Annotated in this window: 13 protein-coding genes; 5 read left to right on the forward strand and 8 right to left on the reverse strand. The window is 73.8% G+C overall.

The window, feature by feature from the left end; all coding sequences use genetic code 11:
- Positions 1-113: 113 nt before the first annotated feature.
- The 4 genes from MKK82_RS30510 to MKK82_RS30525 all read right to left on the reverse strand — a co-directional run bounded on the left by MKK82_RS30510 (position 114) and on the right by MKK82_RS30525 (position 7,434).
- Positions 114-2,990 (reverse strand): EAL domain-containing protein, encoded by a 2,877-nt coding sequence (locus tag MKK82_RS30510; protein ID WP_409566841.1) that lies wholly within the window; start codon positions 2,988-2,990, stop codon positions 114-116.
- Between the two features lie 347 nt (positions 2,991-3,337).
- A complete protein-coding gene (locus MKK82_RS30515; RefSeq protein ID WP_238289653.1) occupies positions 3,338-4,633 on the reverse strand; it encodes a M16 family metallopeptidase in 1,296 nt (431 codons plus the stop codon).
- 208 nt (positions 4,634-4,841) lie between these two features.
- The gene (gene thrC / locus MKK82_RS30520; RefSeq protein ID WP_243987817.1) at positions 4,842-6,254 is read right to left on the reverse strand and encodes a threonine synthase; all 1,413 of its coding nucleotides are present in this window, start codon (positions 6,252-6,254) and stop codon (positions 4,842-4,844) included.
- A gap of 754 nt (positions 6,255-7,008) precedes the next feature.
- Entirely contained in the window at positions 7,009-7,434 is a 426-nt protein-coding gene (locus tag MKK82_RS30525; RefSeq protein WP_238289659.1) for a DUF4864 domain-containing protein, read from the reverse strand.
- Between the two features lie 407 nt (positions 7,435-7,841).
- On the opposite strand from MKK82_RS30525, the gene rutA reads away from it, so the two are divergent.
- The 4 genes from rutA to rutD all read left to right on the forward strand — a co-directional run bounded on the left by rutA (position 7,842) and on the right by rutD (position 10,978).
- On the forward strand, positions 7,842-8,933 hold the full coding sequence (gene rutA / locus MKK82_RS30530) for a pyrimidine utilization protein A (RefSeq protein ID WP_238289686.1): 1,092 nt from the start codon (positions 7,842-7,844) through the stop codon (positions 8,931-8,933).
- A complete protein-coding gene (gene rutB / locus MKK82_RS30535) occupies positions 8,933-9,694 on the forward strand; it encodes a pyrimidine utilization protein B (RefSeq protein WP_238289661.1) in 762 nt (253 codons plus the stop codon). Before rutA ends, rutB begins: the two co-directional genes overlap by 1 nt.
- 118 nt (positions 9,695-9,812) lie before the next feature.
- Positions 9,813-10,199 (forward strand): pyrimidine utilization protein C, encoded by a 387-nt coding sequence (gene rutC / locus MKK82_RS30540; RefSeq protein WP_238289663.1) that lies wholly within the window; start codon positions 9,813-9,815, stop codon positions 10,197-10,199.
- Positions 10,196-10,978, forward strand: a complete 783-nt coding sequence (gene rutD, locus MKK82_RS30545; protein WP_238289688.1) for a pyrimidine utilization protein D — start codon at positions 10,196-10,198, stop codon at positions 10,976-10,978. Before rutC ends, rutD begins: the two co-directional genes overlap by 4 nt.
- A gap of 6 nt (positions 10,979-10,984) precedes the next feature.
- On the opposite strand, the gene MKK82_RS30550 is transcribed toward rutD, so the two are convergent.
- The 4 genes from MKK82_RS30550 to MKK82_RS30565 are packed head-to-tail and all read right to left on the reverse strand — an operon-like array spanning position 10,985 to position 14,680.
- Positions 10,985-11,998, reverse strand: a complete 1,014-nt coding sequence (locus MKK82_RS30550) for a hypothetical protein (RefSeq protein WP_238289665.1) — start codon at positions 11,996-11,998, stop codon at positions 10,985-10,987.
- Positions 11,995-13,041, reverse strand: a complete 1,047-nt coding sequence (locus MKK82_RS30555) for a glycosyltransferase family 2 protein (protein ID WP_238289667.1) — start codon at positions 13,039-13,041, stop codon at positions 11,995-11,997. The genes MKK82_RS30550 and MKK82_RS30555 overlap by 4 nt, the downstream gene beginning before the upstream one ends.
- Positions 13,038-13,991, reverse strand: a complete 954-nt coding sequence (locus tag MKK82_RS30560; protein WP_243987818.1) for a glycosyltransferase family 2 protein — start codon at positions 13,989-13,991, stop codon at positions 13,038-13,040. The genes MKK82_RS30555 and MKK82_RS30560 overlap by 4 nt, the downstream gene beginning before the upstream one ends.
- Positions 13,992-14,047: 56 nt before the next feature.
- The gene (locus MKK82_RS30565) at positions 14,048-14,680 is read right to left on the reverse strand and encodes a PadR family transcriptional regulator (RefSeq protein ID WP_238289671.1); all 633 of its coding nucleotides are present in this window, start codon (positions 14,678-14,680) and stop codon (positions 14,048-14,050) included.
- 347 nt (positions 14,681-15,027) lie between these two features.
- Between MKK82_RS30565 and MKK82_RS30570 the strand changes: the two genes are divergently transcribed.
- Positions 15,028-15,329 (forward strand): hypothetical protein (locus MKK82_RS30570; protein ID WP_243987820.1); only part of this gene is annotated, 302 nt, incomplete at its 3' end.

Genomic DNA, 15,329 nt, shown 5'->3' on the forward strand with positions numbered 1-15,329 from the left:
GAACTGTCCCGGACGAGCTTGACCTGTTCGGGCGTCCTCGCATCACCGGCCGGAGGAATCCCGCCCCGGCCCATACACCCGGTCGAAGCCTTCAAAATCACCAGACCCGACGATCAGGCCGCTTCCGGCGCCGCTCCGACGATCTGGCGGGCCTGCAGCAGGGTCATCGGCTCGCCGAAGGCCGGTCCGAGGGCGTATTCGCAGCCGAGCCCGGCGAGCGCCTGGGCGTCGGCCTCGGACTCGCAGCCCTCCGCCACGATGGCGAGCTTCAGCTCGCTGGCCATCCGGACGATGGAGCGCAGGATCGCGGTCTGGCCGGTGCCGATCTGGCGCACGAAGGTCGCGTCGACCTTGATCGTGTCGAAGGGGAAGCGCTGGAGGTAGGACAGGGCCGAGTAGCCGGTGCCGAAATCCGACAGGCACAGGCCCGCCCCGAGATCGTGGATCCGCGCCAGCATCTGGGCGGCGTATTCCGGGTTCTCCATCACGAGGCTCTCGCTGAATTCCAGCTTGAGCGAGCCGGGGAGCGCCCCGGAGCGGGCCAGGACGGTCTTCACGTCGTGCAGCAGGTCGTGGCGCAGGAGCTGGCGCGAGGACAGGTTGCAGGCCGCGAAGATCGGCGGCTCGACCTCCAGGGAGCGCTGCCACGCCGCGAGTTCGAGGGCGGTGCGCTCCAGGGCGAAGATGCCGAGATTGACGATGAAGCCGCTCTCCTCGGCGAGCGGCAGGAAGGTCGAGGCGGGCACGCGCCCGAGCTTCGGGTGGTCCCAGCGCAGCACGGTCTCGAACCCCGCCACCGTGCGGTCCTCGAGCCGCACCACCGGCAGGAACAGCACCCGCATCTCGTTGCGCTCGATCGCCTTGCGCAGGTCGCCCTCCAGCATCAGCCGGTCCGAGCGGTCGGTGCGCATGTGGGCGCGGAACACCTCGATCCGGTCGCCGCCGTTGCGCTTGGCCTGGATCATGGCGATCTCGGCGCTCTTGAACACCTCGTCGCGCTTCAGGTTGGCGCCGGCCTCGTAGAGGGCGAGCCCGATCGAGACGGTGAGGAAGATCTCCCGGTCGGCGTAGGTGATGGGGGTGGCGATCGCCCGGCGGATCATTTCGGCGAAGGCCAGGATCCGGTCGGGGTCGCGCTCGGAGAGGAGGATCACCGCGAACTCGTCGCCCGCGACCCGGGCGAGGGTGTCCTGCGGGCGCAGCAGGCGTCCGAGCCGGCGCGACAGGGTCAGCAGGATCGAATCGCCCGCCGAGAGGCCGATGGCGTCGTTGATGCCCTTGAACCGGTCGACGTCCAGCACGATCACGGTGGGCTTGAGGCGCGGGTCCTGGCCGGCGAAGGCGAGCGCGGCGTCGAGGCGGTCGCCGAACAATTCGCGGTTCGGCAGGCCGGTCAGGCTGTCGTGCACGGCGTCGTGGAGCAGGCGCTCCTCGGCGGTCTTCACCTCGGTGACGTCCGCGATGGTGCCGACCACGCGGATCACCTCGCCGTCGGCGCCGATCACGGGCCGCGCCTTCAGCCGGTACCAGAAGAACGTGCCGGCGGCCGAGCGCAGGCGGAAATCGTGGACGATGCGGCCGCGCCGCTCCTCGATCACCGTGTCGAGGGCCGCCGAGTAGCGCTCCACGTCGAAGGGGTGGAGCGCGCCGAGCCAGTTGGTCGCCGGCCCCTCCAGGGTGCCCCGGGCGAGGCCGAGCTGGCCCTCGATCTCCGGGCCGACGAAGACTCGGTCGGCCGGCACGTCCCAGTCGAACACCACGTCGCCGGCCCCGGTGAGCGCCAGCGCCCGCCGCTCCGTGTCGGACACGAGGGCGTGGCTGAGGCCGCCGCCCGCGAAGGCGTGCTGGAGCACCGTGAAGCCGATCAGCATCACGATCAGCACGAGGCCGCCGATGAGGGCCGGCTGCACGAGGTCGCTGCCGATCTGGCCGGTGACCGCGAAGCCCGCCGCCGTCACCCAGACGACGAGCAGCAGCCAGGTCGGCACCAGCAGGATCGCCCGGTCGTAGCCGTTATGGGCGGCGAGGTAGACGATCAGCAGCAGGCCGATGCCGGCCACCGCCGCGATGGAGATGCGCGCCACGCCGGCCGCCACCGGCGGGTCGAACACCGCGAGCCCGACGAGGCCCGCCAGGAAGGCGAGCCAGAAGAACGCCACGTGGCTGTAGCGCACGTGCCAGCGGGCGAGGTTGAGATAGGCGAACAGGAAGACCAGCAGGGTCGCCCCGAGCACCGCCTCTGCGGAGGCCCGGTAGACCCGCTCGGCGAGTTCGGTGACCGGGAAGACCCGCTGCAGGAAGCCGAAATCGATGCAGGCATAGGCCAGCACCGACCACGCGAGCGCGGCGGCGGCCGGGAAGATGATCGCGCCCTTGACCACGAACACGATGGTCAGGAACAGCGCCAGCAGCCCGCTGATGCCGATGATGATGCCCTTGTAGAGGGTGAGGCCCGCGGCCTTCCGGCGATAGGCGTCCTGATCCCAGAGATGGAGCTGGGGGACGTTGGGGCCGCGCAGCTCGGCCACGTAGGTGATGGTGGTGCCGGGATCGAGGGTGATGGTGAACTGGTCGGCCTCGGGGTTCTCGTCGCGCTCCGGGCGGATGCCCTGGCTCGCCGTGATGGCGGCGATGCGCGAGCCGCCGAGATCGGGCCAGATCACCCCGGAATCGACCAGCCGGAAATGGGGCGCGACCAGGATGCGGTCGATCTGCTCGTCGGTATCGTTCGTGAGCGCGAACACGATCCAGTCGGGCCGGGCGCCGGCGTCGCGGGCCTTCACGACGATGCGGCGGACGATCCCGTCCTTGCCGGGTGCGGTCGAGATCTGGATCAGGTCGCCGTCCGAGCGGTAGCGCTCGATCGCGGTGGTCAGGTCAATCACCGGCGCGTCGAGGGTGACGCGGACCGCCTCGACGGCCCGGGCCGGCCCGCTGAGCGCGAGGGCACCGACGAGACCGCCGACCAGGGTCAGGAGGAGGGCGAGGATGCGCAAGGGTGTCTTGGTGTCCGGCCGTGCGAGAAGCGGCGTCGGCCGCCCGGGCGGCCTCGATCGATAGGTGCGGGCCTGACCGGGGGCAAGATCCCCCGGGATCGGTCCACATGCCGCGGATCGCGCCCTTTTGCGGCCAAATCAAGTTGGGCGGGGCGGGGGCGGACGTTCCGGGACGTCTCAGGGCCGGTCCGGCCCGGATTTTCCCGCCCGCGCCTTCAGCCCCCGAGGCTGACGGATGCCCGCACCGCCGCTTGCGCGGGGACGAGCGTCCCCCCGGCTGATCCCCGCCTCCGCGGGGGACGGAGGGGGCGCCACGCAGGTCCGGGCGATCGAATCGGGACTCAGGACGCCCGGAGCGCGGCCGCGATCTTGTCGAGGGTCGGCAGCTTGCGGATCGGGCCGATCGCCGCCAGCGTCGGCGTGCCCCGCAGCATCGCGGCGGCGGCGGCGCGCACGTCCGCGACCGTGACGGCGTCGACCTTGTCGATCACCTCCCCGGCGGGGATCACCCGGCCCCAGGCCAGGATCTGGCGGGCGTTGCGCTCGATGCGGCCGCCCGGCGTCTCCAGGGCCGAGAGCAGCGACACCTTCAGCTGCGCCTTGGCGCGGGCGATCTCGGGGGCGTCGAGGTCGCGGGCGGCCCGGGCGGTGGCGGCGAGCGTCACGTCGACGAGTTCGGGCAGGTCCGCCCCGGCGGTGCCGGCCCCGATGCCGAACAGGCCGCAATCCGAGAAGGGCCAGTGGAAGGCCTGGATCTCGTAGGCGAGGCCGCGGGTCTCGCGCACCTCCTGCCAGAGCCGCGAGGTCAGGCCGCCGCCCAGCACCTGCGCGAACATGTGCAGCGCGTAGTAACCCTCGTCCCGGAAGGAGAGGCCCGGCAGGCCGATCACCACGTTGGCCTGCTCGAGCTTGCGCGGCATCCGCCGCTCGCCGCCGCGGTAGAGGCCCGGCACCGCCTCGGGCGCGGCCTTCGCCGGCAGGGCGCCGAAATGGCGCTCGGCCGCGTCCACGATCGCCTCGTGGGTGACGGCGCCGGCGCCGGCCACGACGATCCGGTCCGGGGTGTATTCCCGGTCGAGATACGCGCGGATCCCGGCCTCGTCGAAGCTCCGGATCGTCTCCGGCCGCCCGAGGATCGGCCGGCCGACCGGCTGGTCCGGGAAGGCGGCCTCCGTGAAGGCGTCGTAGACCACGTCGTCGGGGGTGTCCTCGACGGCGGCGTATTCCTGCAGGATGACGCCCTTCTCCCGGGCGAGTTCGCCCGTGTCGAACACCGAATCGGTGAGGATGTCGCCGATCACGCCGAGGGCGAGGCCGGCATCCTCGCCGAGCACCCGGGCGGTGTAGCTCGTCCCCTCGGTCGAGGTGGCGGCGTTGATCTCGCCGCCGACATTCTCGATCTCCTCGGCGATGTCCTTCGCGGACCGGGTGCGGGTGCCCTTGAACGCCATGTGCTCGATGAGGTGCGACAGGCCGGCCTCGTCGGCGCGCTCGTTGCGCGAGCCGGCCCCGACCCAGACGCCGAGGCTGGCGGTGGCGACCCCCGGCATCGGCTCGGTGACCACCGTGACGCCGTTCGCGAGCCGCGTGGTGCGTAAGGACGGGGAGGCGGCGTGGGTGGAGAAATGCTGGTTCATCGACGGCTCGTCGCGCGGGGGGCCGGATCGGACGCGGAGGCCCTCCCCGCTCTGCGGGGGCGGGTGGACCCGGACGGGGATCGGGTCGGGACGGGGTCCGGCGCGGGGCGAACCCGGCTTCCGGACGGGGCGACAGCCGTCACGAGGGTCGAGCGATGTCCTGCACCGCCGCCCCCCGCTCCCGGCCGTGCTGCCGATTGCCCCACGCTCACGCCCCCCTCGCGATGCGGGCGCGCTCGCGGATCAGCGCCTCCACGGCGGCCTGGTCGTTCCCCACCCGGGTCAGGCGCTCGGGCCGGTCCATCAGGTCGGCGAGGTGCGGGGGCAGGGGCGGGCGCAGGCCGCCCGTGGCCTTGGCGACCGCGTCCGGGAACTTCGCCGGATGGGCGGTGGCGAGCGCCACCACCGGGGTCGCCGGGTCCTTCTCCAGCAGCCGCCGCCCGGCATGCACGCCGATGGCGCTGTGGGGGTCGAGCACCACGCCGGTGGCGGCCTGGGTCAGGGCGATCTCCGCCATGACCTCGGCCTCCGGGACCGCGACGGCGTCGAACTCCGAGCGGATGGTGGCCAGCACCTCCGGGCTCAGCGAGAAGCCGCCGGACTGCCTCAGCCCGGCCATCAGCCGCGACAGGGACGACGCGTCCCGCCCGAGGGCCTCGAACAGCAGCCGCTCGAAGTTCGAGGAGATCTGGATGTCCATGGAGGGCGAGGTGGTGGGCACCACGCCGCGCAGGTCGTAGGCGCCGTGCTCCAGGGTCCGGACCAGGATGTCGTTGGCGTTGGTGCCGATCATCAGCCGCTCGATCGGCAGGCCCATCTGCTTGGCGACCCAGCCGGCGAGGACGTCGCCGAAATTGCCGGTCGGCACCGCGAAGGAGACCGGCCGGCGGGGGCTCCCCAGCGCCACCGCGCTGGTGAAGTAGTACACGGCCTGCGCGGCCACCCGGGCCCAGTTGATCGAATTGACCCCCGACAGCCGCACCGAATCGGCGAAATCGGCGTGCTGGAACAGGGCTTTGACGAGATTCTGGCAATCGTCGAAGGTGCCGTCGACCGCGAGCGCGTGGACGTTGTCGGCCGGCACCGAGGTCATCTGCCGCCGCTGCACCTCCGAGACCCGCCCGTGCGGATAGAGGATGAACACGTCCACCCGGTCGAGGCCGCCGAAGGCCTCGACCGCCGCCGAGCCGGTATCCCCCGAGGTCGCACCCACGATGGTGGCGCGGGCGCCGCGCTGGGCGAGCACGTGGTCCATCAGCCGCCCGAGCAGTTGCATCGCCACGTCCTTGAAGGCGAGCGTCGGGCCGTGGAAGAGTTCCAGCAGGAACAGGTTGTCGTCGAGTTGGGTCAGCGGGCAGACCGCCGGATGGCGGAACGTCGCGTAGGACGCGTCGATCATCCGGTCGAGGTCCGGGCCGGCGACGTCGCCGTCGATCAGCGGGCGCAGCACCCGCTTGGCGGCTTCCGCGTAGGGCCGGCCGGCGAGCGCGGCGATCTCCGAGTGGCCGATCTGCGGCCAGGTCTGCGGCACGTAGAGCCCGCCGTCGCGGGCCAAGCCCGCGAGGAGCGCATCCGAGAACGAGAGCGGCGCGGCCTCGCCGCGGGTCGAGACGTGGAGCACAGGGGCCTCCGAGGGGAAGGCGCTCCCTCTACACGATGCGGACGGCCCTGTCGAAAGCCCTGGCGGCGCGTCGAGCCCTGGCGGCGTGCCGGCCCACCCCTCGGCGGGGCCGGCGGTCTTTACCGGGGCCGAACCGCCCGGTTCAGGGCCGGTTTCGCGGCCGCGCCGGTGAGCCGGACCGGCCCCGCGGCCTCCGTGCCGGCGGGGCGGAGCGCGTCTCGGAGCGCGTCGACGGGATCCGAATCCGCGCCCGCGCCAGCGACGCGGCGCTGCTGTCCGGCACCGCCTCCCCCGCCACCGCCGGCACCGCAGACGACGGGCGCGCACGTCACCTTCGGGCGCGAGGATGCCCGCATCGACGTGAAATGCGACGACGAACCGGTGCGGGCCTGCGCCGACATCACCCTGCAGAGGCGCGACAAGCCGGCGACGCCGCGGCCCGAAGCCCGATAGGCCGCCCCCGCCCCGGACCGGATCCGTCGCATCCGGCACCGGTCCCGGTCGATCGCTGCGGAAGCCCCGTCGCCCCGGGCGGTGCCGGTCGGGGCGGCGCCGCGCTCGGCGACGTCGGCCCCGTCCTGGGCCGCTCGGCCGCGCCCGCGGTGAGGCACACTGCGCCTCCGCCGAGCCCTCCGAAGGCCTCCAGCCGGGGACCGCACGGATCCGCGACCGATCCGCGGAAGCCGCAGGCCCGCGCGGGGCTTGCGCTGCGACGCGCGCGCCTGCGCCGAGGGCGCTCCGCCGGCGGACGCCCTCAGGCGCTGGTGCCCGGCGCCTTGGTCAGGCGGCAGCCGGTGATGCGCCATTGCCCGTCCGCCTCCTGGGCGAGGCTGTACTCGGCGGTCCAGTCGACGCCGTACTCGTCCTGGATCGCCACCGACTGGATCACGCCCGCCTCCTCGGTGTCCCGCGCCTCGCCGAACACGAAGCTGCGGTGGCGGTAGACCGGCCGGTACTGGTTCCGGACCATGCCGATGAACAGGTCGGCGTTCGGGAAGAGCGCCCGAATCCCCGGGCCGGCCTGCGCGTAGGCGGTCTGCGCGTCGTCGCGGCCGAGGGCCTGCTCCTGCTTGGCGATCACCGCCCGGGCCGCCATGCGCCCGGCCTCGTCGGCCGCCGCCGGTCCCGCGGGGCCGAGGCCGAGGACGAAGCCGAGGAGGAGGGCGGGCCACGCGCGCATCGACGGTCACTCCGGCTGGACGGATCCAAGATCTATCATCGCCCTACGGACATGGTCTTCGGTTCGGCGACGACAATCGCCACGCGACGTTCCTGGCAGATTAGCGGAACGGAAATCCGTGTTCACCGCGGCGCGCGCGATCCCGCGGGGCGCGCACGGGTTGAGCAGCCATCGCGTTCCGGTTGTGCAAGCCGCTGGAAAGATGGGCATTTCCCCTCCGCGGCGGCGCCGCGGGTTTGACCCCCCGCCGTGCTTTTGCGAGCCTTTGCGCGCCGAGTCGGTTCGGGGGACCGGCCGGGCGAGCCAGGACGATGATGCAGAGCCACGCGGACGACGATGCTGCCGCCCGGGCAGTTCCCGCTCCGGACCTCGCCGCCGGCCGGGTATCCGCCGACGGCGCGCCGGCCATGAGCGTCGGGGTGTTCATCCCGATCGGCAACAACGGCTGGCTCCTGTCGGAGAACGCCCCGCAGTACCGCCCGAGCTTCGCGCTCAACAAGGCGATCACCCTGAAGGCGGAGGGCTACGGGCTCGATTTCGCCCTGTCGATGATCAAGCTGCGCGGCTTCGGCGGCAAGACCGAGTTCTGGGACCACAACCTCGAATCGTTCACCCTGATGGCCGGGCTCGCGGCCGTCACCACCCGGATCAGGCTGTTCGCCACCGCGGCGACCCTGTGCCTGCCGCCCGCCATCGTCGCCCGCATGGCCGCGACCATCGACTCGATCTCCGACGGGCGCTTCGGCGTGAACCTCGTCACCGGCTGGCAGAAGCCGGAATACGACCAGATGGGCCTATGGCCCGGCGACGCGTATTTCGCGAAGCGATACGACTACTTGGCAGAGTATGCTCAGATCCTGCGCGAGCTGTGGGAAACCGGGGTGAGCGACCGGAAGGGCACGTTCTTCCAGATGAACGATTGCCGGTTGAGCCCCCGGCCGCAGGTGCCCGTGAAGATCATCTGCGCCGGCCAGAGCGGGGCGGGCCTCGCCTTCACGGCCCGCTACGCCGACTACAATTTCTGCCTCGGCAAGGGCCTCAACACGCCCACCGCCTTCGCGCCCGTGGTGGAGAAGCTCGCCGAGGCCCGCGCGCAGACCGGACGGCGTGTGACCGCGTTCGCCCTGTTCATGATCATCGCCGACGAGACCGACGGCGCCGCGCTGGCGACCTGGGAGCACTACCGGGCGGGGGCCGACGCCGAGGCGATCGCGTGGCTCGGCCTCCAGGGCGCGGCCGACACCCAGTCCGGCGGCGATACCAACGTGCGCCAGCTCGCCGACCCGACCTCGGCGGTGAACCTCAACATGGGCACCCTCGTGGGCAGCTACGCCAGCGTCGCCGCGATGCTCGACGCCATCATGACCATCGACGGGGTGGAGGGCGTGCTCCTGGTGTTCGACGACTTCCTGAAAGGCCTCGACGCCTTCGGGACGCGGATCCAGCCGCTGATGCGCACGCGCCGGCACGCCGCCGCAGCGCTCGCCGAGGTCGCCTGATGGACGCGCCCGCAGGCCACCGCGACCCGCACGGCCGCCACGGCGGCGTCGTCCTGCCGGCCCGGCCCGAGCCCATCGCCTTCGACCCCGCCACGACCGTGCTGATCGTGGTGGACGTCCAGAACGCCTACGCGAGCCCGGACGGCTACCTCGACCGCGCGGGCTTCGACGTGTCGGGCACCGGTCCGGTGATCGCGCGGATCGCCCGGGCGGTGGCGGCCGCGCGGGCGGCCGGCATCGGGATCCTGTGGTTCCAGAACGGCTGGGATCCGGCCTATGCCGAGGCCGGCGGCCCGGGCTCGCCGAACTGGCATAAATCCAACGCTCTCAAGACCATGCGTCGGAATCCTGAGGTGAACGCGCAGCTCCTGGCCAAGGGTTCCTGGGACTACGCCCTGGTGGATGCCCTCGCGCCGGAGCCCGGCGACATCGTGATGGGCAAGCCGCGCTACAGCGGCTTCTACAACACTCCCCTCGACAGCACCCTCAGGGCCCGGGGCGCGACCACGCTGGTGTTCACCGGCATCGCCACCAACGTCTGCGTGGAATCGACCCTGCGGGACGGATTCCACCGGGAATACTTCGGGATCGTCCTGGCCGACGCCACCCACCAGGCCGGCCCGGAGAGCCTGCAGCACGGGGCGCTCGCCAACATCGAGACCTTCTTCGGCTGGGTCTCGGACGTGGCGTCGTTCGAGGCGGCGCTCGCAGCAGGCCCGCACGCGGCGGTTGATGCGGTCGGGGTCGATATGGCCGGATAAGTGCATTGCGTGCCCCGCCGGTCACCGGCAGGGTGCACGAACGCCGCCGCGACGCGGCGCCTCCCGCGCGGCCTGTCCGAGCCCGGACGACAGGTCGAACGCGGGAGGCGTCGGGAGCATGCCGAAGCAGGTCGTGATACCGCCGGGGACCGGCAAGCCGCTGGCCCCCTACGTGCCGGGCACGCTGGCCGACGGGGTGCTGTACGTCTCGGGCACGCTGCCGCTGGATGCCGACGCCCACGTCGTCCATGCCGGCGACGCGGCGGCCCAGACCCGCCACGTGCTGGAGACCATCAAGGGCGTCGTCGAGGCCGCGGGCGGCACGATGGACGACGTGACCTTCAACCACGTCTTCCTGGCGGACTGGGCCGACTACGCGGCGATCAACGCCGTCTACGCTGCGTATTTTCCGGGCGACAAGCCGGCGCGCTACTGCATCCAGTGCGGCCTCGTGAAGCCCGACGCCCGCGTGGAGATCGCCTCGATCGCCCATATCGGCCGCTGATGGGACCGCTCCACCACGCGGTGGCCGGCCCGGCGGCGGGGCGGCCGGTGCTGCTGTCGCCGGGGCTGGGCGGCGCGGCGGGCTATTTCGCGCCGCAGATGGCGGCACTGACCGGGCGGTTCCGGGTCGTCACCTACGACCATCGCGGCACCGGGCGCTCGCCCGGCCCGGTCGAGCCCGGCCACGACATCCCCGCCATGGCGCGGGACGCGCTGGCGGTGCTGGACGCGGCCGGGCTCGACCGGGCCGACGTGGTCGGCCACGCGCTGGGCGGCCTGATCGCCCTCCAGATGGCGCTGGACGCCCCCGACCGGGTCGGGCGGATCGTGGTGATCAACGGCTGGGACGTCCTGGACCCGGCCACGCGCCGCTGCTTCGCGGCCCGCCGGGCGATCCTGGCCGGGGGCGGGCCGGAAGCCTTCGTGCGGGCGCAGGCGCTGTTCCTGTACCCGGCGCCCTGGCTGTCGGCCGAGGCCGAGCGGGTCGCCCGCGACGAGGCGCAGGCCCTGGCGCATTTCCCCGGCGCCGAGACCGTGCTGACGCGGATCGGCGCCCTGGAGCGCTTCCGGATCGCGGACCGCCTCGGAACGATCGGTCACGAGACCCTGGTGATGGCCGCCCGGGACGACGTGCTCGTGCCCTACACGCGCTCCGAGCGGCTGGCGGCGGCTTTGCCCAACGCCCGCCTCGCCCTCGCCACCGAGGGCGGCCACGCCCACAGCGTCACCCGGCCCGAGCCTTTCAACCGGGCGCTGCTGGATTTCCTCGGCCGGGCCTGAGGCGCCTCACGGCCGCAGGACCAGGAGCGGCAGCGCGACCGCGTCGACGGCGGCGGCCAGGACCGGGAGCAGCGCCGGCCAGCGCAGGGCCGCCGCCGTGCCGATCCGCCCCCGGGCGAAGGCCAGCACCAGCGGCGGCATCAGGGGCAGCAGGTCGCGCAGCTGCAGGTCGCGGGCGGTCCCGGCCGGGGCCAGGGCCTGTGGCAGGACCGTGAGCCACAGACCCATCAGGATGCAGCCCGCGAGCCAGATCCGCTCCGCGGACGGGGGCAGGGGGCCGCGCCGCAGGGCGAGGGGGGGCACCAGCAGGGCCGCGGCCCAGAGCCCGTAGAGGGGCCAGGGCAGCGGGACGGTCGGGGCCGGATCGGATCCGCCGACGGCGGGTGCCCCCAGGACGGCGGGCGCCCCGAGGAGGGCGGGCGACACGAGGAGGGCGGGCAGCAGCGCGAGGGCGGCGAGCGGCAGCCGCTCCCGGCCGAAGCGGGCGAGCCGCTCCGGCGGCGGGACCGGCACCAGCAGCATCCCGGCAAGCGGCGCGCAGGCCGGCCGCGCCAGCACCGCGAGGGCGATCGCCAGCGCCGCCCCCGCGAGGCGCCAGGGCCGGCCGCGGCCCGTCAGTGGCCGGGGCGTGAGCAGCGCCGCCGCGAGCGCCGTCAGCCCGAGGACCGGTCCGAGGACCAGCCCGTCCGGCTCGGACGCGGCCGCCAGGGCGGACGGCAGGCCGAGGAGCGCGAACAGGGCCTCCCGCCCCCGGACGGCCACCGACAGGGCGGTGACGCCCAGGGCCAGGAAGGCGGCGATGGCGACGCCCTGCCCGAGCCGGGCGGCACCCGCGGGGTCGAGGCCGAGCATCGTGCCGGTCCGCAGGCCGAGGGCGCCGGGGAGGAAGCGGCCGGCCGCGAGGGCGTGGCCCGCCGCGTCGGCAGGAACGCGCAGCGCCAGCGCGATGCAGACCGGCAGGCCGAGGCCGAGCAGGGCGAGGCTCCAGAACCGGGCGTCCCCGGCGACCGGGGGGCTCACCGTCGCGTCCGGGACGCGCCCGGGCGGCCTGGCAGGCGGCGCGAGAGGCGGCGCGACAGGCGGCCCTGCAGAAGGCCCGGCAGCAGGTCGGGCAGCGCCGCGGCCAGAAGCGCCGCGGCGCGCAGGACCTCCGCGGCCTCCCCGGTAGAGCGCCCGGTGGCGTGCCCAGGGGAGTGCCCGGTGGAGCGCCCGGTGGAGCGGCGGGCGAGCGCCAGGACGAGCCGCAGGGGGACCTGCGCGCCGAAGCTCGCGGCCGTGAGGGCGAGAGCCGCCGCGGCGCCGTGGTGTTTGCCGGCGTAGAGGATCTGGCTGCGCAGGAAGTAGAACAGCCGCCGCGCCCGCACCTGCCGCGTGGTGCCCTGGCCTTCGTGGCGGGCGGCCGCCCCGGCCACGTGCCGCACGGAGAAACCCGCCGCCCTGGCGCGGGCGCAGAGGTCGACATCCTCCCAGTACACGAAGAAGCGCGGGTCGAATCCGTCGAGGGCGGCGAACAGGTCGCGGCGGATCATCAGGAAGGCGCCCATCACCTGATCGACGGCTCGGTCTTCCTCGTGGTCCCAGTCGAGGAGGAAGTGCGGCCGCACGAGGCCCAGCCGGTCCAGCGCCAGGGCGCGGCCGAGGAGGCCGCGGGCGGAGGGGGCCCGGGCGCAGGAGCGCGCGGTCCGCCCGTCCGGATCGACGAGCCGCGCCCCGACGATCCCGGTCCGGGAATCGGCCGTCAGGGCGGCCCGGGCGAGGCCGAGGGCGTCGGCCGCGACCTGCGTGTCCGGGTTGAGGAACAGGATCGCGGGGGCATCGCCCGCGGCGGCGCCCTGGTTGCAGGCGAGGCCGAAGCCGAGATTCTCGGCGTTCCGGATCAGCCGGAGCGGGCGGGGCAGGGCGGGCAGGTCCTCGGTGGAGCCATCCGTCGAGGCGTTGTCGACCACCGTGACCTGCACGGAAGCGGCGTCCCGCCCGGCCGCGAGGCTCGCGAGGCAGGCGCGCAGCAGGGCGCCCCCGTTCCAGTTGACGATCACCACGTCGAGGGCAGGGCGGTCGGTCACGGCGGGTCTTTCGGTGGATCTTGCGGCGGATCTTGCGGCGGATCTTGCGGCGCGTCTTGCGGCAGGTCGTGCGGCGGACCGAGGCGCCCGAGGGCGCCGTCCCGGGCGGCCGCGAGGAGCCGCAGCACCACGGCGGGACGGAAGCCCGCATCCGCCCAGTAGAGCCCGGCCTGGAGCGGGAGATAGGCGAGCTGGGCGAGCTTCCAGCGGCGCGGCACGTGCGGCAGACGCCACGCGTAGACCGCGTTGCGCAGGTAGGTCGCCATCCGGAACAGGGGCTGGCGCGGCATCGTGACTCCGCAGGCGCGGATCACCCCGCCGCCGACCCGGTGCGGAATCGCGGCGTCGCGGGCGAGGTAGCAGCCGTGGCCGCGGCTCCAGGCGCGGAAGCACCATTCGAGCTCGACCCCGTCGATGAAGAAGTCGGCGCGGAACGGCCCGACCTGCGCGAACGCCGCGAGGTCGATGAGCGAGCCCGAGGTCGCCAGGAACTGCACCGGGGCGAGGCCGTCCCGCGCCGGAGCGCCGGGGCGGGGCGGGTAGGCGGGGGGCTTGTGGCCGGCGGCGGGCGCCGGGGCCGGTCCCACCACCGCCACCGGGCATCCGGCGCTCCGCAGCCGGTCCAGCGCCGCCAGCAGCGTCACGGCGAGGTCCGCGGGCGGCTCGGAATCCTGGTCGAGGAGCAGGAGGGTGTCGGCCCCCGCGTCGCGGGCGGCCCCGGCGATCCGGTTGAGCGCCTCGGCGATGCCGAGGTTCGTCCCCGCCGACAGCAGGGTCACGCCGGCCCGGGCGAGGCGTTCCGCCGCCTCGGCCGCGAGGCCGCCGTTGTCGAAGGCGATCACCGCGGCGAACCCGGACCCGGCCTGCGCCCGGACGCGCGCCACCTGGTCCGGATCCGGCCGGAACAGGGTGACCCCGAGGGCGAGGCGGCTCAGCCGCGGATCGGGCACCGGCCCGGGCCGCGCTCCGACCCCCACCCCGCCCCCCGCTTCGGGTCCCCGGCTCCTCACGCCTGCTCCACCGCGGCGGTCGCCGCCTCCAGGGCGGCCGTGACGGCGGCGGCCTGCTCGGCGCTCAGCGGGCCGCGGGCGAGCCGCATCTGCAGGGCGAGCTTCAGGCCCTCCTTGGCGCGCACGACCGAGGGCGGCGGGCCGTCGCCCCGGGCGGCCTCCGCCTCGGCCATGCGGGCCAGGATCGCCTCGAGGGTCGGGCGGTTGCCGTCCAGGAACGCCTGTCCCTCCGGGGTGAGCGTGTGCAGCCGCTTGGTGCCCTCCCCGGGGGTCACGGTCACGTGGCCGAGTTCCTCGAGGAGCGTGAGCGTCGGGTAGACCGTGCCGGGGCTCGGGCTGTAGGCGCCGCCGACCCGCTCCTCGATGGCCTTGATGATCTCGTAGCCGTGCCGGGGCTTCTCGGCGATGAGGTGGAGGATGACGAGGCGCAGGTCGCCGTGGGCGAAGAAGCGCGCCAGGTCGCCGCGGCCGCCGCGGCCGAACATCCGGCGGTCGCCCGGCCCGCGGCCGTGACGGCCGTGGGGACCGTGATGCCCGCGCGGATCGCCCCCCGGCGGACCGCTATGGGCGCGGAACCGGTAGGGGTCGAAGGGATCGGCCTGGACGCCATCGGGTGGATAGGCATGCATGGATGCGACTCGATTTCGATATGACGAAATTCTAGATATATCGAAACTGGATCGTCATCAAGGCCGGGGATCGCGGCCGGACCGTCCCGTCGGGGACCGGACCGGCGGCTCAGGGGACGATCCGGACGCGCGGCCCATGGTTTACGGGCTCCGCCGGTTCCGTTAGTGCGACGGGTAACCAGACCCATGCCCCTCTCGCGCCGCCTCGCGTCCCCGACGCTGCCCGCCAGCTGCCGCCCATGAACCGATCCGCGAACCGCGCGTCGACCGCGCCCGACCCGAGGGCGGCCGACCGAGGCCACGCCCCGTGATGGCCCGCGGCGAACGCTCCTGCGCAGAGGCCTGAGATGCGCCTCGGCTCCGACGGCACCGGCCGGACCTCCCCCCTGACGCAGCTCACGCGCCGCCTCGTCCGCCTGCGCGATCCGCTGGCGCGACCCGCGGCGCTGCACCGGTTCTGGGGCGGGACGGGGGCGTCGGACGGCCCGGAGCTCGAAGGGCGCCTGGTCGCCGCGCTGGCGCCGTACTTCGACGCGGATTTCTACGCGAGCTGGTACGGGATCACGGCCGATCCGGTGCGCGACTACCTCGTCCACGGCTGGCGCGAGGGCCGGGACCCGCGGCCCGACTTCTCCTCGGCCGCCTACCT

This window comes from Methylobacterium sp. E-046, from assembly GCF_022829625.1.
Classification (GTDB): Bacteria; Pseudomonadota; Alphaproteobacteria; order Rhizobiales; family Beijerinckiaceae; genus Methylobacterium; species Methylobacterium longum.